The 21,991-nt window shown below is 64.7% G+C and carries 16 protein-coding genes and 2 pseudogenes; 9 read left to right on the forward strand and 9 right to left on the reverse strand.

Annotated features, from left to right (window positions below; genetic code table 11):
* Window positions 1-72 precede the first annotated feature (72 nt).
* A complete protein-coding gene (locus AC0L2O_RS29425) occupies window positions 73-1,548 on the forward strand; it encodes an amidase (RefSeq protein WP_369721182.1) in 1,476 nt (491 codons plus the stop codon).
* A 39-nt stretch (window positions 1,549-1,587) separates the two neighbouring features.
* Here AC0L2O_RS29425 and AC0L2O_RS29430 read toward each other — a convergent pair whose 3' ends face one another.
* Window positions 1,588-1,905: a hypothetical protein gene (locus tag AC0L2O_RS29430; RefSeq protein ID WP_369721181.1), complete on the reverse strand. Its 318-nt coding sequence runs from the start codon at window positions 1,903-1,905 to the stop codon at window positions 1,588-1,590.
* Between the two features lie 145 nt (window positions 1,906-2,050).
* Between AC0L2O_RS29430 and AC0L2O_RS29435 the strand changes: the two genes are divergently transcribed.
* Together AC0L2O_RS29435 and AC0L2O_RS29440 are read left to right on the forward strand one after the other, a co-directional pair.
* Window positions 2,051-2,962 carry a PaaI family thioesterase gene (locus AC0L2O_RS29435; protein WP_473372198.1) on the forward strand — a complete coding sequence of 304 codons (912 nt, stop codon included), beginning with the start codon at window positions 2,051-2,053 and terminating at the stop codon, window positions 2,960-2,962.
* A gap of 66 nt (window positions 2,963-3,028) precedes the next feature.
* Entirely contained in the window at window positions 3,029-3,394 is a 366-nt protein-coding gene (locus AC0L2O_RS29440; protein ID WP_473372199.1) for a hypothetical protein, read from the forward strand.
* Window positions 3,395-3,472: 78 nt separating this feature from the next.
* Here the strand turns inward: AC0L2O_RS29440 and AC0L2O_RS29445 are convergent, their stop codons facing one another.
* Window positions 3,473-4,105 carry a 2-dehydro-3-deoxy-6-phosphogalactonate aldolase gene (locus AC0L2O_RS29445; RefSeq protein ID WP_473372200.1) on the reverse strand — a complete coding sequence of 211 codons (633 nt, stop codon included), beginning with the start codon at window positions 4,103-4,105 and terminating at the stop codon, window positions 3,473-3,475.
* A gap of 13 nt (window positions 4,106-4,118) precedes the next feature.
* A complete protein-coding gene (locus tag AC0L2O_RS29450; protein ID WP_473372201.1) occupies window positions 4,119-5,033 on the reverse strand; it encodes a 2-dehydro-3-deoxygalactonokinase in 915 nt (304 codons plus the stop codon).
* Window positions 5,034-5,249: 216 nt separating this feature from the next.
* Between AC0L2O_RS29450 and AC0L2O_RS29455 the strand changes: the two genes are divergently transcribed.
* Complete coding sequence (locus AC0L2O_RS29455) at window positions 5,250-6,347, forward strand: LLM class flavin-dependent oxidoreductase (protein WP_473372202.1); 1,098 nt, start codon at window positions 5,250-5,252, stop codon at window positions 6,345-6,347.
* Window positions 6,348-6,404: 57 nt separating this feature from the next.
* Window positions 6,405-6,959, forward strand: coding sequence for a flavin reductase family protein (locus AC0L2O_RS29460; protein ID WP_473372203.1), 555 nt, complete (start codon window positions 6,405-6,407; stop codon window positions 6,957-6,959).
* A gap of 210 nt (window positions 6,960-7,169) precedes the next feature.
* On the opposite strand, the gene AC0L2O_RS29465 is transcribed toward AC0L2O_RS29460, so the two are convergent.
* From AC0L2O_RS29465 to AC0L2O_RS29475, 3 genes are all read right to left on the reverse strand, one after another.
* Window positions 7,170-9,023 carry a sigma-54-dependent Fis family transcriptional regulator gene (locus AC0L2O_RS29465; protein WP_473372204.1) on the reverse strand — a complete coding sequence of 618 codons (1,854 nt, stop codon included), beginning with the start codon at window positions 9,021-9,023 and terminating at the stop codon, window positions 7,170-7,172.
* Window positions 9,024-9,129: 106 nt separating this feature from the next.
* Window positions 9,130-12,435, reverse strand: coding sequence for an acetyl-CoA carboxylase family protein (locus AC0L2O_RS29470; RefSeq protein WP_473372205.1), 3,306 nt, complete (start codon window positions 12,433-12,435; stop codon window positions 9,130-9,132).
* A gap of 192 nt (window positions 12,436-12,627) precedes the next feature.
* The gene (locus AC0L2O_RS29475) at window positions 12,628-14,310 is read right to left on the reverse strand and encodes a methyl-accepting chemotaxis protein (RefSeq protein WP_473372206.1); all 1,683 of its coding nucleotides are present in this window, start codon (window positions 14,308-14,310) and stop codon (window positions 12,628-12,630) included.
* Window positions 14,311-14,573: 263 nt separating this feature from the next.
* Between AC0L2O_RS29475 and AC0L2O_RS29480 the strand changes: the two genes are divergently transcribed.
* Entirely contained in the window at window positions 14,574-14,945 is a 372-nt protein-coding gene (locus tag AC0L2O_RS29480; RefSeq protein ID WP_473372207.1) for a hypothetical protein, read from the forward strand.
* A gap of 1 nt (window position 14,946) precedes the next feature.
* Window positions 14,947-15,342: a GFA family protein gene (locus AC0L2O_RS29485; RefSeq protein ID WP_369721172.1), complete on the forward strand. Its 396-nt coding sequence runs from the start codon at window positions 14,947-14,949 to the stop codon at window positions 15,340-15,342.
* A gap of 48 nt (window positions 15,343-15,390) precedes the next feature.
* On the opposite strand, the gene AC0L2O_RS29490 is transcribed toward AC0L2O_RS29485, so the two are convergent.
* Together AC0L2O_RS29490 and AC0L2O_RS29495 are read right to left on the reverse strand one after the other, a co-directional pair.
* Complete coding sequence (locus AC0L2O_RS29490) at window positions 15,391-16,320, reverse strand: CobW family GTP-binding protein (protein ID WP_473372208.1); 930 nt, start codon at window positions 16,318-16,320, stop codon at window positions 15,391-15,393.
* A 3-nt stretch (window positions 16,321-16,323) separates the two neighbouring features.
* Window positions 16,324-17,814 carry an amidohydrolase family protein gene (locus AC0L2O_RS29495; protein ID WP_473372209.1) on the reverse strand — a complete coding sequence of 497 codons (1,491 nt, stop codon included), beginning with the start codon at window positions 17,812-17,814 and terminating at the stop codon, window positions 16,324-16,326.
* 287 nt (window positions 17,815-18,101) lie between these two features.
* On the opposite strand from AC0L2O_RS29495, the pseudogene AC0L2O_RS29500 reads away from it, so the two are divergent.
* Together AC0L2O_RS29500 and AC0L2O_RS29505 are read left to right on the forward strand one after the other, a co-directional pair.
* A pseudogene (locus tag AC0L2O_RS29500) lies at window positions 18,102-18,206 on the forward strand (SEC-C metal-binding domain-containing protein); the annotation flags it as partial.
* A 704-nt stretch (window positions 18,207-18,910) separates the two neighbouring features.
* Window positions 18,911-20,314 carry a tyrosine-type recombinase/integrase gene (locus AC0L2O_RS29505; protein ID WP_473372210.1) on the forward strand — a complete coding sequence of 468 codons (1,404 nt, stop codon included), beginning with the start codon at window positions 18,911-18,913 and terminating at the stop codon, window positions 20,312-20,314.
* A gap of 192 nt (window positions 20,315-20,506) precedes the next feature.
* On the opposite strand, the pseudogene AC0L2O_RS29510 reads toward AC0L2O_RS29505, so the two are convergent.
* A pseudogene (locus tag AC0L2O_RS29510) lies at window positions 20,507-21,941 on the reverse strand (IS1182 family transposase).
* Window positions 21,942-21,991: the final 50 nt, after the last annotated feature.

A 21,991-nucleotide genomic window follows, 5' to 3' on the forward strand; every position in this document is an offset into this window, starting at 1 on the left:
TCGCGCCGGCTCAGTTGATTCAGGCGGTGCCTTGCGAAAGGAAGGTAGCCACATCAAGAGGATCTGGGTTTCATGACTTTGCCGATGAGCTGGAATGAATGGGCACAGCACGACGGCGTCGGACTGGCGGCGCGCGTCCGCAAGGGCGAGCTGACTGCGAAGGATTTGGCGCGCCAGGCCGCCGCCGGCGTCGCCAAGGTCAACCCAACCCTGTCGGGCGTGGTCGAGCTGTTCGAGGACGTGATTGCCGATCCGGCCAAGGACGGCGCCAATCTCGGCGGCCCGTTCGCGGGCCTGCCCTTCCTGATGAAGGACCTTGGCCCGACCATGAAGGGGCGGCTCCAGGAGATGGGCTCGCTCTTGATGCGCGGCAATCGCGCCGCCGCCGATACCTTCCTGACCGGAAAGTTACGCCAGGCCGGACTGAACCTGATCGGCCGCACCACCACGCCGGAGTTCGGCGTGTGCAGCTCCGCTGACAATCCGGCCGTCTATGTCACGCGCAATCCGTGGAACACCGATTATACCACCTGCGGCTCCTCGGCGGGCAGCGCCGCGATGGTCGCGGCTGGCGTGGTTCCGATCGCGCATGCGACCGACGGCGGCGGCTCGATCCGCATTCCTGCCGGCGTCAACGGCAATATCGGCCTCAAGGTCTCGCGCGGCGTGTTCTCACTTGCTCCGCACATGTCCGACCTCACGGGTCTGGTCTCGATCCAGGGCTGCCAGTCACGCTCGGTGCGCGACACCGCCGCGTTCGTCGACCACGCCCGCGGGCCCGCGCCCGGCGAGTTCATGCCGTTCTGGACCACCGCGCAGCCCTATTCCGAAATGATCAAGCGCGATCCGGGCAAGCTTCGCATCGCGCTGTCGCACACATGGGGCGATTACACCGCAACCCCGCACATCGCCGCCGAGCTCGAGAAGACCGGCCGCTTCCTCGAAGGACTCGGCCATCACGTCGACTATGCGCTGCCCGAGCTCGACTTCCGCGCCGCCTTCGCGGCGCAGACCACCTGTTACATCAGCAATTTTGCCGTGGTGATCTCTAACATGCTCGCCGCGCGCGGGCTGGAGCGGCCGCCCGAGGAGCTGGTCGAGCCGGTCAACATCCGGATCTGGGAGGCCGGCCGACATACGAGCTTCGCCGAGCGGGCGAAGATGCAAGGCGTGTTCAACACGACCTCACGCGCCTTCGGCGGCTTCTTCGAACAATGGGACGTCATCCTCACACCGATTACCGCGCTACCGACGCCGAAGGTCGGCACGAAAGAATACCTCACCATCTCCGACAATCCGGACGTGCTCGACTGGTTCGGCAATCTCTGGCGTAACTTCGCCTTCACGCCGCTCGCCAATCTCTGCGGCATGCCGGCGATCTCGATGCCGATGGCGAGCAACGAGCATGGCCTGCCGCTCGGCATTCAGGCGCTTGCGAAGCAGGCCAATGACGGCCTGCTTCTGCAACTCGCCGCCCAGATCGAGCGCGCGCTCGACGGCAAGTGGAACGGCGGCAAGAAGCCGAAGGTGCATGTCGCACACGCGTGAGCGGCGATCGCATCGAGATGCGATCGCGTGCTGACAAGTTTAGTTTTTCACTGCCGGAATCTCTTCCGTCGGCTGCTGCCGGCCCTGCTGATACATCGCGAGCGCCTTGTCGAGCGCTTCGCGCAAGGCCAGCGCCGCGGCCACGCTGCAGCGCAGATGTGCGGTCTGGACCACGTCGACCCTGACGGCGGCGCCGACCGGCATCAGCAGGTTGGCGGCGAGCTCGATCTGGATCGCGCCGTTGTGGTGGCCGAAACAGGAGGCGCCGTCGAAATAGATGATCGGAGCCCGCTCGGAGCTCGAGCTCGAAATGGTGACAGGCCCCTCGGTGGTGACGGGCGTTTCGGGGTCGACCATGGGATACTCCTCGCGGGCAGTGGACGAACGCCCACCATCGTTGCTTCGGAGCGCGCTGTCGAGGCCAAACCGGCCCGGGTAGCCGCGCCGTACGCAAAGCAGGCGGGGTTTTGCGCAGCAGCGATCACTGGTCTAGAACATCACCATGTCAACGTCACAGACCACTGCGATTCCGTTCGAGGAACTCGCCGAGGCCGTCAAGGGCCGCCATTCCGATTACGGCCAGTTCAGCGGGCTTCGGCTCGATCGGTTCGCGCCTGGCGAAGCCTGGTCGAGCCTGCCCTACCGCCCCGTCTTCGTCGGCGACACCGAGACCGGCGTGCTGCATGGCGGCGTCGTCACCGCGATGCTGGACGAGAGTTGCGGCATGGCGGTGCAGCTCGCACTGGACGGCACCCGCGCGATCGCCACGCTCGACCTGCGCATCGACTATCAGAAGCCGGCGACGCCCGGTCTCGACATCAAGGCGCATTCGGTTTGCTACCGCACCACCCGCTCGATCGCCTTCGTGCGCTCCACGGCGTATCAGGAGTCCGAGGACGATCCGGTCGCGACCGCCACCGCCTGCTTCATGGTCGGCGCCAACCGCACCAACATGCTCGCGGACCGCGGGATGGATTCGCGCAGCTTCCCGACGCTGGAGGCGCCGGAGGATCCGGACGGCCCGTTCGCCAACAGCCCGTTCGCGCGCTGCCTCGGCATTCGCGTCAACGACGACGGCACGCTGACCATGCCATTCTCGCCGGTGATCATCGGCAATCCGATCCTGCCCGCGATCCATGGCGGCATGACCGGCGCCTTCCTCGAGACCACGGCGATCGTCGGCGTGAGGCGCGAGCTCGGGATCGCGGCGTTGCCGAAGCCGATCGGGCTGACCGTCAATTACCTGCGCTCCGGCCGCGCCCTCGACAGCTTTGCCAACGTCTCCATCGTGAAACAGGGCCGGCGTATCGTCGCCTTCGAGGCGCGGGCCTGGCAGGACGATCCGGACAAGCCGATCGCCTCCGCCTTCGGTCATCTCATGCTGCGCCCGACGCCTGGAAACCACGAGGAATAGGCGTATTTTACTTGACGGCCTGGGCATAGGACCCAACGATAGCGCGTTCCCGCGAGAGGTATTGGGTTGCGGCATCCGATCGACATCGTCGCCATGTTCGCCGCGCTGTGGCTGTTGGCGTCGATGGTGCTTGATGCCGTCACGCCGAAGGAGCTGACGGCCGTCCTGATCGCCATCGCGATCGGTCCCGCCATCATCATCACCGCCGTGTTCTACTATCTGCGCTGCCCGCGCACGGATTTCGCGGTGATGTTCGCAGCCCTTTGGCTGATCTCGGACATCGGCATTGCCCTCATCTCGCCGAAGCAACTGCCGCATTTCCTGATCGCGCTCGGCTTCGTGCCCGCCATGCTGATCGGCATCGTGCTGCACTGGCAGCGCTTCCGACGCCGGCACGAGCGGCTGCCAGTGCCCTCGGTGAAGCGGGGCTAGCGCGGCAACAAGTTCGTCTTCGCGAGATCGAGCACCTCGTCACCGCGGCCGTTCGCATCACGGCTTGTTTATTGCGGCTCAGTCCTGCGCAATCGCCCGATCATAGGCCGCGATTGTTGCCTTGGCACGGGTGGCGACATCCCCCGCCGTCATGCCGGGCTTGTAGAGGCTGGAGCCGAGCCCGAACGCCGTCACGCCGCCCTTGATGTACTCGGCAAAATTCTGGTCGGACACGCCACCGACGGCTGCGATCATGACGCCGGCCGGCAACACGGCGCGGATCGCGGCGATGCCGGACGCACCAAGCACGCTCGCCGGAAAGAATTTCAGGCTTGACGCGCCGGAGCGCGCCGCAAGCAGCGCTTCGGTCGGCGAGAACACGCCGGGCATCGTGACCATGCCGTGCTGATGCGCGCGCGCCAGCACGCCGGTGTCGACATTCGGCGACACCATCAGCTTGCCGCCGACGTCGTTGAGACGATCGACATCCGCAGTGGTCAGCACCGTGCCGGCCCCAATCAGCACGCTGGCCGGCGCCTGTTTCACGGCTGCTGCGATGGAGCGGAACGGATCTGGCGAGTTCAGCGGGATCTCGATTGCGGTCATGCCGGCCTCGATCAGCACGCCGACGATGGCCTCGGTCTCCTCCGGTTTCACACCGCGCAGGATCGCCACCAACGGACGCTTCATCGGCGGAAAGGGAATGCTCATCTCGAGGCTCCTTCTACTTGGTCCAGATCGACGCAGCCGCCATGGACAGGCCACGGCGGACCGCTTCATCCGCATCGACCGACGTCACAGCGACCGACAGCGCCTCGAAGGCGTGCCGGTACAGCATCGCGAGCCGCCCCGATGCAATCAAGGTCATGCCGGATTTCGGTACGGTGCCGGAGAGCCCGGCCGCCAGCTCGACGCCGATCAACGTGCCCGACAGCGTCTCACGGGCCTCGGCCGGCGTGCCGCCGAACAGAAGCTGGCGCGATCGCGCGCCGAACAGGAGATTGGCCGTGAACGCAGGCGCGTTGAATGCAGCGATCACCGCCGCCTTGAAGCTCGCGACATCTTCGGCATCATCGGCCCCGGCCACCGCCAGCGACAGAATCGTCTCGCGCGAGACCACACTGAAGAGCTCGCCGGTCATGAAGGTGGAAAAATGCGCGACCGTGCCGTCCTTCACATGGACCCATTTCGAATGGGTCCCGGGCATGCAGACCAGCGCCTCGCCTGCGGCATCGAGACCGAGCGTGCCGACCAATTGGGTCTCCTCGCCGCGCATCACGTCCGGCGCGTTCGCGTCGCGTTGTGCAATACCCGGCAGGATGCGGATATCGCGCGTCTGACCCGGCACGCGCGCGGCCTGCTTGAGGACGGCGGAGAGCGGCGCCGGCGTGTCAACATAGCCGGCCTCGACCCAGCCGGTGCGGGCGCCGGCCATGCCGCAGACGAGTACGGGCAGATGATCCGGCGCTTCGACGGCGGCAAGATGCGATTGCAGCACGCCGGCAAAGCCGGCCTTGGCCGCAGCCAGCATCCCCTCATCACTGCGTCGCTCGGCCAGTACACGGCCGGTGCGATCAACCAGCCACAGGCGAAAACTGCTGGTGCCCCAGTCCACCGCGACATAGGCGGGTTCGGTCATCTCGAAACTGTCCTCGTCTCATCGGCAAGACACCGTCTCGCGACAATGAGACGAGGCCTCGCAAATCGTCCCCGGGATATCGGCTATTGCCGCCGCAAACCAGCGTTTTTTCGCCGGTCGCGGGCCGCCGCCGCACTGGCACACCGCTTGCTCAAATCTCTCCGCTCACGTCCGTGAACCGCGCAGCAAGACGCGTCAACATCAGATGAGGAAACCATGGAGATCGGCTATTTCACGATGCCTTCGCACCCGCCGGAGTGCGGCCTGAAGGAAGGACAGGATTGGGACCTGCAAGTGATGCGCTGGCTCGACGAGCTCGGCTATCAGGAGGCCTGGGTCGGCGAGCACCACACCGCGCCTTGGGAACCCAATCCCACGCCGGACCTCCTGATCGCACAGGCGCTGATGCAGACCAAGACATTGCGCATCGGCCCGGGCGGGTTCCTGCTGCCCTATCACCACCCGGCCGAGCTCGCCAACCGCGTCGCGATGCTCGATCACCTCTCCGAGGGCCGGCTCAATTTCGGCGTCGCGGCCTCGGGCCTGCCGAGCGACTGGGCGATGTTCAACGTCGACGGCATGAGCGGGCAGAACCGCGACATGACGCGCGAGGCGCTTGAGATCATCCTGAAGCTTTGGTCCGATCCCGCGCCCTTCACCTACAAGGGCAAGTACTGGACCGTGACCAAGCCTGATACGATGTTCGACTTCCTCAAGCCGCACATCAAGCCGCTGCAGGCGCCGCATCCGCCGATCGGCGTCGCCGGGCTGTCCAAGAACTCGGACACGCTGAAGCTTGCGGGCGAACGCGGCTTCATCCCGATGAGCCTCAACCTCAACCCGGCCTATGTCGGCAGCCATTGGGATTCGGTCGAGATCGGCGCCGCCAAGACCGGACGCAAGCCGAACCGGCAGGACTGGCGGCTGGTGCGCGAGGTGTTCGTCGCCGATACCGACGAAGAAGCATGGAAGCTCTCGACCGGCGACATGATGGGCCGGATGATGAGCGAATATTTCCTGCCGTTGCTCGGCCATTTCGGCTTCAAGGACTATCTGAAGCACGCACCCGACGTGCCCGATAGCGACGTCACCGTCGAATATTGCGCCAAGCGGAACTGGATTGTCGGCTCGCCCGCGACCGTCGCCGAGAAGATCGAGAAGATCTACGACGAGGTCGGCGGCTTCGGCGTGCTGCTGGTTTTCGGCTTCGACTACAAGCACAAGGCGGAAGCCTGGCACCACTCGCTGTCGCTGCTCAAGAACGAGGTGATGCCGCGCCTGAAGCATCTCGGCTCCGCGCGCAAGGCGGCTTGACCGGAGGCGGGTGCGGCGCGATCGTGCCGCACCCGCACTCGTTTCGGAGATTTCGGCGTGAGCGTCGATGCGAAGGATTTCAAGCAGGCAATGCGCCAATGCGCCGGCGCGGTCGCCCTGGTCACGGTGGGCGCCGAGCACGGCAAGCGCACCGGACTGACGGTAACATCGGCCTGCTCGCTGTCGGACAATCCGCCGTCACTGATCGTCTGCGTCAACCGCAACGCCAGCGCGCACGCGCGGATCCGCGAGGAAGGCGCCTTCGCAATCAACTTCCTGCACGAGGATCATGCGCTGCTCGCGCTCACCTTCAGCGGCCAGAAGGGTGTCAATGGCGACGACCGCTTTGGGTTCGGGCAATGGACGCGCGGCGTAACCGGCGCGCCGGTGTTGAGCGATGCGGTGGCCGCATTCGACTGCGTGCTGACGCAGGAGTTCGAGACCAAGACGCATTCGATCTTCGTCGGCGAGGTGCGCGGCGTGTCGCATTCGGACGGGGTCGCGCCGCTGGTCTACCTGCGCAGCAGCTTCCACGTCCCTCACGAAATCCGCGGCACCGTCACCGTCGGCGATCTCGACTCGCGGCACCTGAGCTGGAGCGATTTTTCGTAAGGGCGCAACAAGTTCGGTGCGCCCTTCCTTCTCCCCTTGTGGGAGAAGGTGGCGCGAAGCGCCGGATGAGGGGTCTGCTTCAGCGAATTCAACAGCAACAGAATCGCGCGGCGAGAGAACCCCTCACCCGTCTCACCGCTTCGCGGCGAGCCACCCTCTCCCACAAGGGGAGAGGGGAAGAAAGCGCACCGCTTTGCAAATTGTCTGTCGCTACTGCGCCGTCTCGATCTTCAGCTGCTTGATCTTGCGATAGAGCGTCGCACGACTGAGCTTCAGCGCGCGCGCCGCTTCGCTCACGCGGCCATCGTGCTTGCGCAACGCCTCGACGATCGTCGTGCGCTCAGCTGCCGCCAAATCCGACTCTGCCGCACGGCCGCCAAACGGCGGCAGATCGAGATCGGCGTCGGTGATCAGACCATCCTCCGCCGTGCAGCCAGCGAGCCGCAGCACGTGGCGGAGCTGGCGCATGTTGCCGGGGAACGGATAGGCCGAGAGCAACGACCAGGCCTCATCCGAGAGGCGGCAGTCCGGCGCTTCCTCGCGCGCGATCTGGCGGATGATAACGTCTCTGTCGGCGCGCTCACGCAACGCCGGCAATCGCACCTCCATGCCACGCAGGCGAAAGTAGAGGTCGGGGCGGAAGGCGCCCTGTTCCGCCATGCGGCCGAGATCGCGGTGGGTGGCGCTGATCAGGCGGATGTCGACGGGCACCGGTTTCAGCGCGCCGAGCGGCCAGACCTCGCGATTCTCCAGCACGCGCAGCAACCGCGTCTGCAACGCAATCGGCATGTCGCCGATCTCGTCCAGGAACAACGTGCCGCCGTCGGCCTGCACGATCAGGCCTTTCGAGCCGTCGCGCCGTGCGCCGGTGAAGGCGCCGGCCTCGTAGCCGAACAGCTCGGCATCGATCAGACTTTCCGGCATCGCCGCGCAGTTCAGCGCGACGTAGTGGTTACGCGCACGATTGCTCGCAGCGTGAATGGCGCGCGCGAACACGTCCTTGCCGACGCCGGTCTCGCCATGCAGCAGCACCGGCAGATTGTGATCGCCGATGCTTTTCAGTCGTTTGACGCTTTTGACCAGGCCGGGATCGCGGCCGGCGAGCCGAGAAAGCGCATCGAAGCGGTCCACAGGGATGTCATGACGCTGCATGGGCGGCCGTGCCCGCCGCGGCGGCACGACATGCCCGCGCCCCAATGGACTGCCATCGGCCCGGCGCAGTTCGATGATGTCGTCCGCATTGCGCGCGGGATGATCGAACTTGATGTAGCGCGACAGATCGATGCCGGATGCGATCATACCGTCGGTGAGACCCAGCAGGGCACGCGCGGAACGGCAGGCGCCGACGATGCGGCGATCGTCGTCGTAGGCGAGCAGGCCGCTGCCGCCGTCCCCCGGCACGGACGCGATCCAGGCGTTACGGAAACGGTCGCGAAAGATCACGTCCTCCATCCGCCGCGCCGCTTGCATGGTCACGGCCAGCGCAAGCTGATGCGCGGTGCGGCTGAGATCATCACGGCAGGACGTGATGTTGACGGCGCCGGCGAGGCGGCCGGCCTCGTCGAACAACGGCGTCACAGCGCAGGAGAACATGTGCCATTGCGCACGAAAATGCTCGTCGCGATGAACCAGGATCGGCTTCTGCTCGGCAAGCGCGGTGCCGAGCCCGTTGGTCCCCTCGAACGTTTCAGCGAAATTCGAGCCGGTGTAGATCTTCCAGTCCATGAACATCTTGGCGTCGGCTTCGCCGGGCAGACGGCTGAACAGCATGGTCGCGTTCGCATCCGCCAGGTTGACACAATAGCCGGCGTCACGCAGCACGCGGGCGAGATCGTCGAGCTCGGGTGTGAGGAGACGGATCGTCTGCTCCAGCGGCTCGGCCACGTGGCGGATCTCGGCCTCGGTCAGCGTCTGTGGCGGCCCTTGACGGGCAGGGTCGAGCTTGTGGCTGATCAGACAGCGCCGCCAGGAATTGGCAATGCGCGAAGAGGCATCGACGTCGGCCACATGATTGGCGACGGACAAGACACGGGCGACATGGTTCGAGGCCGAAAGGCTGGCCATCGCGGACGCCTCCACCCTGTATTATTGTGCAAAGTCTGGCACCACAGGCGGGGATGTCAATCGGGAACCGGGACGGGAGGACTCAGCTAGAATTGCTGCACCGCCCTCACCATGTGTCGATACACGGCCGCTTCTTCGCGGTCCTCATCGGCGGCTTTGGCACGGACCTCAAGCCCGCCATGATCCAGCGCCGCGTCTCGGCGGGATCGATGACGTTGTCGATCTCGAACACGGACGCGATCGAGACCGCCTTGCCGTTGGCGTAGAGCTCGGCGACCTTGTTGCGGTAGTAGGTCTCGCGTTCGACGGGATCGGCGATCGCCTCCATCTCCTTGCGGAAGCCAAGGCGAACATAGCCTTCGAGCCCCATGCCGCCGAACTCGCCGGTCGGCCAGGCGGCGGTGAAGAACGAGGCGTGGAATCCGCCGCCGATCATCGACTGCGCGCCCAGCCCATAGCCCTTGCGCAGCACGATGCCGAACAGCGGCACCGTGAGGCTCGCGCCCGTCACGAACATCCGCGAGACATGGCGCACGATTGCGGTCTTTTCTGCTTCCGGCCCCACCATGAAGCCGGGTGTGTCACAGAGCGAGACGATCGGGATATCGAAGGCGTCGCAGAGCTGGAGAAAGCGCGCGGCCTTGTCGCCGGCATCGGCATCGATGGCGCCGCCGAGGTGACGCGGATTGTTGGCGATCAGCCCGAACGGCTTGCCCTCGATGCGGATCAGCGCGGTGATCATGCCGACGCCGTAGTCGCGGCGTAGCTCCAGCACGGAATCCGTGTCCGCGACCAGATCGATCAGGCTGCGGATGTCGTAGACGCGCAGGCGGTTCTCAGGGATGGCACGGCGCAGCAGGCGCTGGTCGGCAGCCTGCCACTCCGACACCGCACCCTGGAAATAGGACAAATATTTCCGCGCGACCCGCGTCGCCTCCTCCTCGTCCTCGACGAGGATGTCGATCACCCCGTTCGGGGACTGGAACGAGACCGGACCGACCTCGGCCGGATGATAGACCCCGAGTCCGCCGCCCTCGATCATGGCAGGGCCGCCCATGCCGATCGACGCGTTCCTGGTGGCGATGATGACATCGCAACAGCCAAGCATCGCGGCATTGCCGGCGAAGCAATAGCCGGAGACGACACCGATCACGGGCACGAGACCGGAGAGCCTTGCGAACTGCACGAAGGACGGGCCGTCCAGACCGGTCATGCCGAGCCGGTCGGTGTCGCCGGGACGACCGCCGCCGCCTTCGGCGTAAAACACCAGCGGCACGCGCCAGTCTTCCGCAAGCGTCAGCATGCGGTCGATCTTCTTGTGGTTCATGTGGCCCTGCGTGCCCGCGAGCACGGTGTAGTCGTAAGCCACCACGATGCAACGCCCACCCTCGGCACCGAACTTGTCGGCATTCACCGTGGCAACGCCCATGACGAGGCCGTCCGCCGGCGTGTTCTTGATGAGGTCGTCGAGCTTGCGCCGGCGGCGCTGCGCCGCGATCGCGAGGCTGCCATATTCCATGAACGAGCCGGCATCGACGAGCTGCGCGACATTCTCGCGCGCAGTGCGCTGGTTGGTGTTGCGGCGCCGCTCGACCGACGCCGGCCGGTTCGCATCGAGCGTGTTGGCCTGGCGCGCGATCAGCTCGGCGAGGTCGGGACGGATGTGATCGAGGTCGACATCGGCTTCCGCCGCCGACGCGTCGGCGGCGACGTCCAGCGGCTCCAGATAAAGTATCGGCTCGCCATGCATCAGCGTGGCACCGTCGCCCGCGAGAAGCTTCGTGACGCGGCCGCCCTGCTCGGCCATGACCAGATGTTCCATCTTCATGGACTCGATCACGGCGAGCTGCTGGCCAGGGCGCACGATCTCGCCCTCCTTCACCTGAATGGTGACGATGGTGCCCTGCAGGGGCGCTGCGACCATCACGGCACCCTCGGGCACCTGCTGCGCGATGTGCGCCTCGGCGGCAGCGCTCCCGCTTCGTTCCGTCGGGGCGAAGTAGAGCGGCTTGGCCGCCCCATCCGCCGCCTCCACGAGCTTGACGATATTGCGGTCGATGAAGTCGGTCGCAATGCGATTGGTCCTGAAATCGGGATGGGCGAGCACCGCCTGGAGAAAGTCGATGTTGGTGAGGACGCCATCGATCCGAAATTCGCGCAACGCGCGCGAGGCCTTGGCGACGACGTCGTGCCAGGCTTCACCCGGCGTATGCACGATGACCTTGGCGAGCAGCGAATCGAAGGCGGCGCTGGTCTTGTATCCGGCATAGCCGAAACTATCGACGCGGATACCGGGCCCTGACGGCGGCTCGAACACGGCCACCACTCCGCCGGTCGGATGGGTCGTGCCGGTCTCGTCCAGCGTTTCCATGTTGACGCGAAGCTGCATGGCATAGCCGCGCGGCTTCGGAATTGCGCTTTGCGCCAGACCGAGCGCGGCCAGCGAGCTGCCTGCGGCGACCGCGAGCTGGGCGAGCACGAGGTCGAGCCCGAGCACCTCTTCCGTCACGGTATGCTCGACCTGGAGCCGCGGATTGGCCTCGATGAAGGCGAAGCTGTCGTCAGCGCCGCCGTCGACCAGGAACTCGAACGTGCCGAGATTGTCGTAAGAGGCCGCCGCCGCGAGCTGTTTCGCCGCCTCGATGATCCGCCCGCGCAACGCATCGCCCAGCGAAGGGCTCGGCGCCACCTCGATCAGCTTCTGGTGGCGGCGCTGGATGGTGCATTCGCGTTCCCAGAGATGAGAGATCGCGCCGTGCCGGTCGCCGATGATCTGCACCTCGATATGGCGCGCTTGCCGGATCAGCCGTTCGGCATAAACGCCGTCGAAGCCGAACGCCGCCTTGGCCTCGGACTGGCAGCGCGCATAAGCCTCCGCGAGATCGGTGGCGTTTTCCACCACGCGCATGCCGCGGCCGCCACCGCCGGCCATCGCCTTGATCATGATGGCAGCGTTGCTGCCGAGCGAAGTGAAGAACGCCGTGATCTCCTCCAGCGACGAGGGGCCGCTGGTTCCGGCAATGATGGGCACGCCGCAACGTTTGGCGAGCTGGCGCGCCGCGACCTTGTCGCCGAACAGTTCAAGTGCCGCGATCTTCGGCCCGACGAAGGCGATGCCGGCGTCGGCGCAGGCCTTCGCGAACGCGGCGTTCTCGCTGAGGAAGCCATAGCCGGGATGAACGGCGTCGCAGCCGGCGCCTTTCGCCGCCTTCACCACGGCGTCGATGTCGAGATAGGCGCGGGCGCCGCGGCCGGGGATTTCGACGGCCTCATCGGCAGCGCGCACGTGCAGCGAAAGCGCGTCATCGGCCGGATGGATCGCAACCGTTGCAATCCCGGCATCGGCCGCCGCGCGCGCGATGCGGATGGCGATCTCGCCGCGGTTGGCGATCAGCAGCTTCTTGAATGACATGCAGCGCTCTCCGTGGCCCCGTAGCCAGGCGCGGGGCGGCAGGTTCGATGATCCTGCTTCTTCACTTTAGCCGCGATCGTCAAGGGAGAGGAAGCGGTCGCAACGACCGCTCCCGCGGGCCGGAATATCAGTCGGCCAATGGCGCTTCGATCAGCCGGATAATCCGCCGTACGGCAGCCCGCGCGGCGGGTACTAGGCCGCCCGTACCCCCGCAACGAAGGTGCTGACCTCGTCCTGCAGCGATTGCAGCTTGTGCGTCAGCCGGCCGCTCGATTGCAGCACCACGCCCGCGGCCCGGCCGGTTTCGGCCGTCGCATCGGTGACCCCCGAGATATTCTGCGAGACCTGGTCGGTGCCGGAGGCCGCCTCCTGCACGCTATGAGCGATGGCCTGCGTGGCGGCGCCCTGCTCCTCGACCGCAGCTGCGATCGACGAGGAGATCTCGTTGACCTCCATGATGGTGCTGCGGATGCTCTCGATGTTGCGGACGACCTGGTTGGTCTCGGTCTGGATCGCCGAAATCTGCGCACCGATCTCTTCGGTCGCCTTGGCGGTCTGGCTCGCCAGCGACTTCACTTCGCTCGCGACCACCGCAAATCCCCGACCGGCTTCGCCCGCACGCGCCGCCTCGATGGTGGCGTTGAGCGCGAGCAGGTTGGTCTGGGAGGCGATCTGGTTGATGAGGTCGATGACCTCGCCGATCTTGTGCGCGGCCGCAGCCAGGCCCTGCACGGTGTCGTTGGTGCGCTGACCGTCGGCGGCCGCCTTGTCGGCCACGGCTGCGGCCTGCGCAACGCGCTGACTGATCTCGGAGATCGAGGATGACAACTCGCCGGCGGCCGAGGCTACGGTCTGCACGTTGCTGGACGCCTGCTGGCACGCGGTGGCGACAAAGCTTGCGCGGTCGGTCGCCTTGTTCGCGGTCTCCGACATGCCTTGCGCCGCCTGTTGCATCTCGCGCGCCTCGTTGAAGACGTCGCGAACCACGGCCTGGACGCTCGCCTCGAATCGGCCGGCGAGATCGGCCATCGTCTTGCGCTTCTCCTCGTCGGCCTTGCGTTTCAGCGCGTCCTGCTCGGTATGCATCTGGCGCACCGCCGACGCGTTGTCCTTGAACACGGCAAGCGCCTTGGCGAGCCCGCCGATCTCGCCACGGCGATCTGTATAGGGCACGTCGAACGCGCTGTCGCCGGCGGCGAGACGCTCGGTCAGCGCGGTGATGTTGGCGAGCGGCCGGGTGACGCTGCGGCCGATCACGAAGGAGCAGCCGAGCACGAGCACGAACACCCCAAGGCACACCAGCGCGAAGGTCATCGCATCCTGGCGGAACACGGCATCGACGTCGTCGAGATAGATGCCGGTGCCGATCAGCCAACCCCAGGGGGCAAAGCCCTTCACGTATGAGATCTTGGCTACCGGCTGCTCGAAGCCAGGCTTCGGCCACAGATAGCTGTAGAAGCCCGCGCCCTGCTTGTTGACGACGTCGACGAACCCGGCGAACAGGCGGTTGCCGGTGGGGTCCTTCATGTCGGAGAGATCCTTGCCGTCAAGCTCGGGCTTGATCGGATGCATGATCATCTTCGCGGCCATGTCGTTGATCCAGAAATACTCGACCTTGTCGTAGCGCAGGCTCTTGATCTCGGCCATCGCGGCGGCCTGGGCCTGCTCGCGCGTGAGCTTTCCTTCGCTTTCCAGCTTCTGGTAATGGGCGAGAATGCCGTAGCCGACGTCGACCATATGCTGCGTCTTGGCCTGGCGATCGGCGACCATCTGCGTACGCAGCGTCGAAAGCGCGATCGGCGCCAGCGCGATCATGCCGAGGAGGCTGATCGCAACGATCAGGACCAGCTTGAAACTGATGCGGGAAAAAACCATCGGTGCTCGCATGAATTGGCAATGCAGATATGCCAGATTATCCCGAACGCCTTAGCAAAGGCTTAAGCATTCGGGTTCCCGAAAACATCGGCCGAATTGCGCGACGAGGCGAGCCTTCCAAGATTGACCCGACGCCGTGCGCAAATGTGACGCCGTGGCCTGGCATTATTCCGTGTCCGCCCCCCCTTGAGAATTGACCGCTGCAAGGGTCTGATGGGCTACCGAGTAAACCTCCGCCGAGCCGAACCCGGGACCTGAACGGCATGACCATGTCGGTCGAGCAATTGTGGAACCTGCCGGAAACGGCGCTGGTCAGCGCCTATGCGGAGGTGCGACGCCGCTACGCGGAGAAGAAGTTCGAACGCGATACCCAGCGGGCGCGCCTCGAATGGATGCGCGCAAAACTGTTCGTCAACACGCCCGGCATCGTCACCGAGCGCAAGATGGCAGTCGACGTCTCCGAGGAGCTGGCGCGCAAGGGCCAGGAGGTGCGCGAGATGACGCGCGATCTGGACATGCTCAAGATCGAGGTCGACGTGATCGACACGATGATCCGGCTGCACAGCGCGCACGGCACTCCGCCGGTCCATGCGGAAGAGACCGCCGAGAAGCCGGCCGAGCCGGAGGGGGAGTGAGATGGCTGCATTCCGGGGAAGCTGCCTGTGCGGCGAGGTTGCATTCGAGATCGTGGGTCCGTTTGACCGCTTCCTCAACTGCCATTGCTCGCGGTGCCGCAAGGCGACCGGGACGGCCCATTCCTGCGAAGTGATCGTGAAGGCAGAGGCACTGCGCTGGCACCGCGGCGAAGCATCCGTCGTGCGCTTCGACTTGCCCAATGCGCGAAGCTTTGCGACCGCGTTCTGCAAGATCTGCGGCAGCCCGATGCCCCACCTGACCCGTAGCGGGCGCGAGGCGATCATCCATGCCGGAGCGTTCGACGAGCCGCTGACCGCGGCACCGGACCGGCACGTGCACTGGACGTCTCGTGCGGCGTGGTATGTGCACGGAGACGGATTGCCGGCGGAGGATTGAAGCCTCGCGCGATTTGAGCGGGCACGTCGGCGTTTGGCGCGAACTGCGCTACCCATCCGCAACGCAGGCCGCCATGATCGCATCGAGCTCGGCCTTCGAGAGCACCCCGAGCTCGGCGATGAAGACGATCCGCGCGCGTGGCACGCCCGCTGCCGGCGCTTCGCCCGGCGCCAGCGTGGCGCGGCCGCCGGCGAATTGAAATACCGTCAGGTGCCCGGGCTGCTCGACCGTCTCGAACAGGCCCTTGGCACGCGCCAGTCTTGGCGCCAGCCGGCCGATGGCCTGCTGCAAGCGCGGCAGCGAAATGGGCCGCTCCGACGTCCAGCTCAGCGTCTCGAAGCGCTCCTCTGCCGGCCGTTTCGGTCCCGACTCGCGCGGCAAGGGGACGCGATCGACATTGGCGGGAAACAGCAGCGCGGAAGGAATCGCGCCGTGTTTCGCGTCGATGACCACGGCAGGGACGCGCAGTGCGCGGATGGAATCGCGCATCCGGGCACCCGCGCCCTCGTCCGCCAGATCCAGCTTGCTCAGCGCCACGATATCGGCGACGCGCAACTGCGAGCGCATCAGCGCGTCATCCAGCGCGGCCGGCCGCGTTGCCGCGTCGATCACGCAGAGCACCGTCTCCAGCGGCGCCTCGCGCAGGATCACCGGGTCCATCAGGTTGCGCACGATGTCCGCGGGATCGGCGACGCCGCTGGTTTCAATGACGATGTACTCCGGCTTCGGATCACGCCGTAGTAGCGTCGAGAGCGTGCGCAAGAGATCGCCTTCGAGCGAGCAGCAGATACAGCCGTTGCTGAGGCTCACCACGCCGTCGCTCGCCCCCGCGATCAGCTCGGCATCGATGTTGATCGCGCCGAAATCGTTGACCACGGCAGCAATCCGCCGTCCCTCGGCATGCGCCAGCAGATGGTTCACGACCGTCGTCTTGCCCGCCCCCAAAAAGCCCGTCACCAGGAGAATGGGGACCGGCATGGTTCAGCTCTCGACAACGGGCCGGCGCACCGGCTTTCCGGGCCGCGCCGCGGCGTCCAGCACGCCGTCGCTGATCAAGGGCTCGCCGCTCACCACCAGATGCCGCACGCCTTCCGACGGACGGTTCATCGCCGTGAACGTGGCGCGATCGCTGAGCTTCTCGTAATCGAACACGACGATGTCGGCGTCGGCGCCTTGCGCGAGCCTGCCTTTGGCGCGCATCGCGGGTGTGCTTTGCGACAGGATCTCCGCCGGGATCAGCGCGCATTTGCGAATGCCTTCCAGCAGCGACACGGCTTTGCGCTCGCGGATCCATTCGCGGATGAATTTTGTGAAGCAGCCGGCCGAGCGCGGATGCGAGGTGGCATCGTCCGGCAACGGCCAGGAATCGCCGGTGTAGGTCTTGCCGTCCGACGTCGTCCATGGCATTGCGTCGGACGCAATCGCGCCGCCTGGATAGAGCACGGACATGTCAAGGAGGTCGCGGTGATGCGCATTGTTCTCGGTGTCGAGGATGTGCCACAGCACCAGCGAGGACGGCTCTTCGGCCTGCGCCTTCAGGAGCTCCTCGCGATCGCTAAAGCGATGGCCGTCGGTGACGCGCTGCACGGAATCGTAACCGGTGCCGTTGCGCTCGACGAACTCCGGATCGCTGAAGAAGGCAGCCGCCAGCACGGTCGAGCCGGTGCCGTAGGGATAGGCCTCGACCGTAATGGGCAAGCCTTGCGCCTGCGCCTTCGCGATCAGCACACGGCAGCGCTCGACGTCGGTCTTGCTCGACGAGTTGAAATGGCAGATGTGCATGTGGGCGCCAGTGGCGCCGGCATAACCGATGAGGCGGATATAGGCCTCCGCCGCGCTCTCGGGATCGACGCGCGACATGTAGGCAACGTGGGTGAAGGTCGGCACGTCCTTCGCCGCGGCGAGCTGGCAGATCGCCGTCAGCTCCTGCACGCCGGCGCCCGGCGCATAGGCGTTGAGGATGCCGATGCCGATGCCGCCCTCGTTCAGGCCGCGCGCAAGGCGCTCGAGAATGCCGGCGACTTCGGCATCGTTCGCCACATTGTCCATCCAGCGGCGATCGCGCATCGCGTTGCCGAACGCCTCGAGCGAGCTTTCAGCATTGGATCCGGTCATCGCGCCGATGCGCGCAAACGCCCAGTTGGTAGCGGCACCATAGTTCAGCCCGCGGCCGCGCCTCGCCTGGCGCTCATACCAGGAGGCGACCGGCAGCACGCCGGCCTCAAGATCGAGCGTCGTCGTCACGCCGTCGAACGCCTGCATGCGGTCGGCCGGGAGCGATTGGCCATGTGCATGCAGATCGATGAAGCCGGGCGCGACCACGAGCCCGGTGGCGTCGATCACCCGCTCGGCGCCGCCGAGCGAGGAGCCGACGGCGGCAATCTTGCCGTCCACGACCGCGACATCGCCAACTGCGTCCATTCCGCTCGCGGGATCCACCACCCGGCCGCCAGAGATCACCAAGCCGCCCATGTGGTCACTCCGAAAAGCTGATGCCAACACCTCCGAACGCCGGCAGCAGCTTCGCAGGCGGGTTCGGTCGCATAGAGGCAGATTCTGGCAATAACGACCACCTCCGCGGATGCCGATGCAGCATGCTTGCGCGAGAGGTCCGGGCCGGGCAGCCAGCCACGGTGCAATGGCCAGTTGCAGCTTCGGTTGGATGTGGCAAGAATTGGCTCTCAGTGAGCGGCGGCGGTGAGCATTCGAACGTCATGTCGTGGCCGCAAAGTTGCTTTTGACTCGGTTCGCTGGAGGTCCCGATCGTGAATTCGCACAAGGTCGGACGAAACGATCCCTGCCCTTGCGGCAGCGGCAAGAAATTCAAGAAGTGCTGCCTTGACTCGCAAAGGCTGGACGAGCCGTCGGCCGGACGGCTCCAAGCCGTTGCCGAGGATTTTGTCCCCTCAGCGTTCGAGGAAACCGAAGGGGATATCCTGGAGGAAGGGGATATCCTCGAGTATGATCCGTTCGTGGAGCCGGACCCGGATCAGTGGCTCGCGATGGACGAGCAGGACCGTATCGATGCCGTGGCGGATTACCATCGCCGCGCCCGCATTCACGTTGCACGGGCGGAACTGCACGCTACCTTTCACGCCATCGTCGAGAACCAGATTGCCGATGCCAAGTTGCCGGTGCGAAGCACGGTGGAGCGACTGATGGCGGAGGGGCTTGATCGACATGAAGCCGTTCATGCGGTCGGCTCCGTGCTCGCCGGACACATGCACGACCTCATGACGAACTTCAGTGCGGGCGACGCGACCTCCAAGACCAAGTCCAGCGAGGATCCGAATGTGGCTTATTACGCCGAGCTGGAGGCTCTGACTGCCGAACAGTGGCTTCAGTCCGGCTGAGCCGCGCGGGCGACGCGTTGTCGAAATTGGCGCTCCCTAGGGGAATCGAACCCCTGTTTCAGCCTTGAGAGGGCCACAAAATGAGCCCTTCTCCGTTCGTCACCGTTCGCTGACGTCCAACAATTTCAATAGCTTAAATGGCAACGGTCCGGTACTGTTCGTCGACGTACAGGGATTTATATTCAACGGATATTCAACGCAAACCGACCAACGCTATGTCGAAGACACTCGCCGAGGCTCAAGTTACGACTGCTAAAGCACGCTCCAGGCTCGAACATGGCGTGCATTGGCGGCGCCTCGATGCGGAAGCGCATCTAGGTTATCGCAAAGGAAAACAGAGCGGCATTTGGCTTGTCCGTTGGCGCAATCACTACGAGGGCGGCAATTACAAGCAGGCGCAAGTCGGCGTCGCCAACGACATCAATGACAAGCCCGCCGACGGAATCCTGACCTTCGAACAGGCTGTGGGAACGGCACGGGAGACCGTAGCCCGAGCCAGAACAGAAGCCGCGTCGCAGGCTGCGGGGCCGCCTCCTACCGTGCGATCGGCCGTTGAATCCTACGTCAAGGAACGCGACGCTCGAGAAAGGCGCCGAACAGGTCGCGACGTCCAATCCGACGCGGGCACCAAACTGGGGCGCTACGTTCTTGGTCAAGAAAAGCGCGGCAACCAGGAAGCTGCTGAAGCTGCTGCTCTCGCATCGGTACATCTGCATGCCCTGAAAGAGAGCGACTTGATAGAGTGGCGTGAGGGCTTGCCGGAGGACTTAAAGGTCACGACCAAGCAGCGGTTCGTGAATGACCTCAAGGCCGCACTAAACGCCGCGTGGCCGCGGCTGTCGGAAGATCGGAAGAAACTAAACCCTACGTTCCTCGCCATTGTGAAGGCCGGCTTCAAAGCCGAGCGGATCGATGATGATGATGATGGATCGGTTGCTCGGGATAATCAAATTCTCACAGATGAGGAGGTTGGCGCCGTCCTTCAAGCTGCACGTGAAGTCGATCAGGAGCAAGGATTTGATGGCGATCTATATCGGATCGTCGTATGTCTGGCCTCGACGGGCGCGCGGTACGCCCAAGTCAGGCGAATGCGCGTGGGCGATATGCAGGTTTCCGCACGGCGCCTGATGGTGCCGGGCTCCTACAAGGGGCGCGGCGGCAATGGCGGCTCAGTCCCGGTCCCAGTGGGTGACGATGTGATTGCGGTGCTTTCACTCGCAATCGCCAAGCGGGCAAGCGATGCACCTCTTTTCGAGCGATGGCTTCATGAACAGGAGCCGGGGGGTATCGCCTGGAAGAAGTCTGAACGCGGTCCGTGGAAAAGAGCCGAGCTTGCACGTCCCTGGAAGGCCATTCGAGAGCGCGCCGGTATGCCGCAGGTAATTCCCTATGCTTTGCGGCATTCGAGCATCGTGCGCGGTCTCCGAAAGGGCTTGCCCATCCAACAGATCGCCAAGCTGCACAACACCTCAGTCAAGATGATCGAGCGGCACTATGCGAAATACATTGCGACCGCCTTGGAAGACCTCGCAAGGGCGGCAGTCGTTCCCCTGGTGCCGCGGAGTGATGGAAACGTGGTGCCGATCGGAAAACTGCGTAGGCGCCCTTCCCGAGCCTAATTTCAAAGTGATGTGTCCTTCCGGTCGCCGGACGGCGGTCTGCTTACGAACGGCCGCTTTGGGCCCAGGCCGTGTGAAAACCGTGCAACTTGCGCCTTCCGCGGCCGCCGAGCCTTTTATGCGATGGGTTTGCCCCCCTGTCGTCTTAGGATGACCAGAAGCTTCATCTGGGCGCTGATTTGGTGGCGGACCTCACGCCTGCATCGCCTCCAGCAATCCGCCTATGCCCACGATCATCATCACGCGCTTCATGTTGTAGGCCAGCACATTGAGCGCCATCTCGGTGGCCACCGTTGGCAGCTCTCTCGTGGGAAAGTGTGTTGCTCCCATCCACCCCTTTATCGTGCCGAACGGATGCTCCACTGTCTGACGGCGGACACCCATTGCGTTGGGATTGTGGTCGAGCCGATGCTGAACTTTCTCCAGAACGGCCTCGTGCTCCCAGCGTGAGATGCGGCGCTCGGGGCCTGTCGTGCACTGAGCTTTTAGCGCGCAAGTTTTACAGGTGCTTGTCCAATAGCGGCGCAGGGCATTTCCATCTTCTACGTTCGTGAAGTGATAGTTTAGTCGCTCGCCGGCGGGACAGCGATAGACATCGTCGGCCGCTACGTAGACGAAGTCCTGTTTGCCGAAGCGGCCGGCAGCTTTCGCGCCGGAAGTCATCGGCTTCGGCAACGTCACCGTGATGCCGGCTTCCTCGCAGGCCTTGATCTCCTCTCCATTGTAGTAGCCACGGTCTGCTACCACTTCGAGCGTCTCGACTGACAGCTCATCGCGAGCCTGCCTGGACATGTTAGCGAGTTCGTGGCGATCGGTGCCCACGTTGGTCACTTCGTGAGCCACGATGAGATGATGCTGCGTATCAACTGCGATCTGCACGTTGTAGCCAACGATCCCGGTATCCTTGCCACTCGTCGCCATCGAGCGCGCATCGGGATCGGTCAGCGAAATCTGCTTGTCCTCGCTCTTGATCATCTCCGCATTGATCGTGTTGAGCCGGATGACCTCCTCCTTCAGCTTCTCAATCTTGCCATTCAACCGCTCAACCTTCGCCTCCGGCACCGCGTCGCCATGCCGATCGGCGGTCTCAAGCTGAGAGAGATAGCGGGCGATGCTCTCATCGATGCGCTCCAGACGCCTCTTCATCTTTGCCTCTGTGAAGTTCTTGTCCCGCGCATTGACGGCCTTGAATTTTGATCCGTCGATGGCGACGCTCGCGGCACTGAACAGCTCAAGCTTTCGGCACAACGCGACGAACTCGCGACAGACCCCACGAATGGCCTTGCCATTGTCCTTGCGGAAGTCAGCGATCGTCTTGAAATCCGGCGTCAGCTGACCGGTCAACCAAATCATCTCGATATTGCGCTGGCATTCCCGCTCCAAGCGCCGGCTCGACGGAACTCGATTGAGATAGCCGTAGATGTACAGCTTGAGCATCGTACCGGGGTGATAGCTGGGTCGGCCCGTGTCGAATGGCTGGACGCCGATGAACCCGAGCTTGCCGAGATCGAGACTCGACGAACACGTCGACCGCTCGCACTGGATTATCCACGGTCACATAGTCATCGAGCGATGCCGGAAACAGCATGCTCTGCCCGCGATCCACCCCTTCAACAAAGCGCTTCATCGGACCTCCCCGCAAGTGCGGGGAATCCTATCGCGCGAATCACCGGAAAC

It is taken from the genome of Bradyrhizobium sp. Kon10 (assembly GCF_055807395.1).

Bases quoted from the DNA above. Each gene is read 5' to 3' on its own strand.
- AC0L2O_RS29425 (WP_369721182.1), top strand. From the start codon at position 73: ATGACTTTGCCGATGAGCTGGAATGAATGGGCACAGCACGACGGCGTC.
- AC0L2O_RS29430 (WP_369721181.1), bottom strand. From the start codon at position 1,905: ATGGTCGACCCCGAAACGCCCGTCACCACCGAGGGGCCTGTCACCATT.
- AC0L2O_RS29435 (WP_473372198.1), top strand. From the start codon at position 2,051: ATGTCAACGTCACAGACCACTGCGATTCCGTTCGAGGAACTCGCCGAG.
- AC0L2O_RS29445 (WP_473372200.1), bottom strand. From the start codon at position 4,105: ATGAGCATTCCCTTTCCGCCGATGAAGCGTCCGTTGGTGGCGATCCTG.
- AC0L2O_RS29450 (WP_473372201.1), bottom strand. From the start codon at position 5,033: ATGACCGAACCCGCCTATGTCGCGGTGGACTGGGGCACCAGCAGTTTT.
- AC0L2O_RS29455 (WP_473372202.1), top strand. From the start codon at position 5,250: ATGGAGATCGGCTATTTCACGATGCCTTCGCACCCGCCGGAGTGCGGC.
- AC0L2O_RS29465 (WP_473372204.1), bottom strand. From the start codon at position 9,023: ATGGCCAGCCTTTCGGCCTCGAACCATGTCGCCCGTGTCTTGTCCGTC.
- AC0L2O_RS29470 (WP_473372205.1), bottom strand. From the start codon at position 12,435: ATGTCATTCAAGAAGCTGCTGATCGCCAACCGCGGCGAGATCGCCATC.
- AC0L2O_RS29475 (WP_473372206.1), bottom strand. From the start codon at position 14,310: ATGGTTTTTTCCCGCATCAGTTTCAAGCTGGTCCTGATCGTTGCGATC.
- AC0L2O_RS29480 (WP_473372207.1), top strand. From the start codon at position 14,574: ATGACCATGTCGGTCGAGCAATTGTGGAACCTGCCGGAAACGGCGCTG.
- AC0L2O_RS29485 (WP_369721172.1), top strand. From the start codon at position 14,947: ATGGCTGCATTCCGGGGAAGCTGCCTGTGCGGCGAGGTTGCATTCGAG.
- AC0L2O_RS29490 (WP_473372208.1), bottom strand. From the start codon at position 16,320: ATGCCGGTCCCCATTCTCCTGGTGACGGGCTTTTTGGGGGCGGGCAAG.
- AC0L2O_RS29495 (WP_473372209.1), bottom strand. From the start codon at position 17,814: ATGGGCGGCTTGGTGATCTCTGGCGGCCGGGTGGTGGATCCCGCGAGC.
- AC0L2O_RS29505 (WP_473372210.1), top strand. From the start codon at position 18,911: ATGTCGAAGACACTCGCCGAGGCTCAAGTTACGACTGCTAAAGCACGC.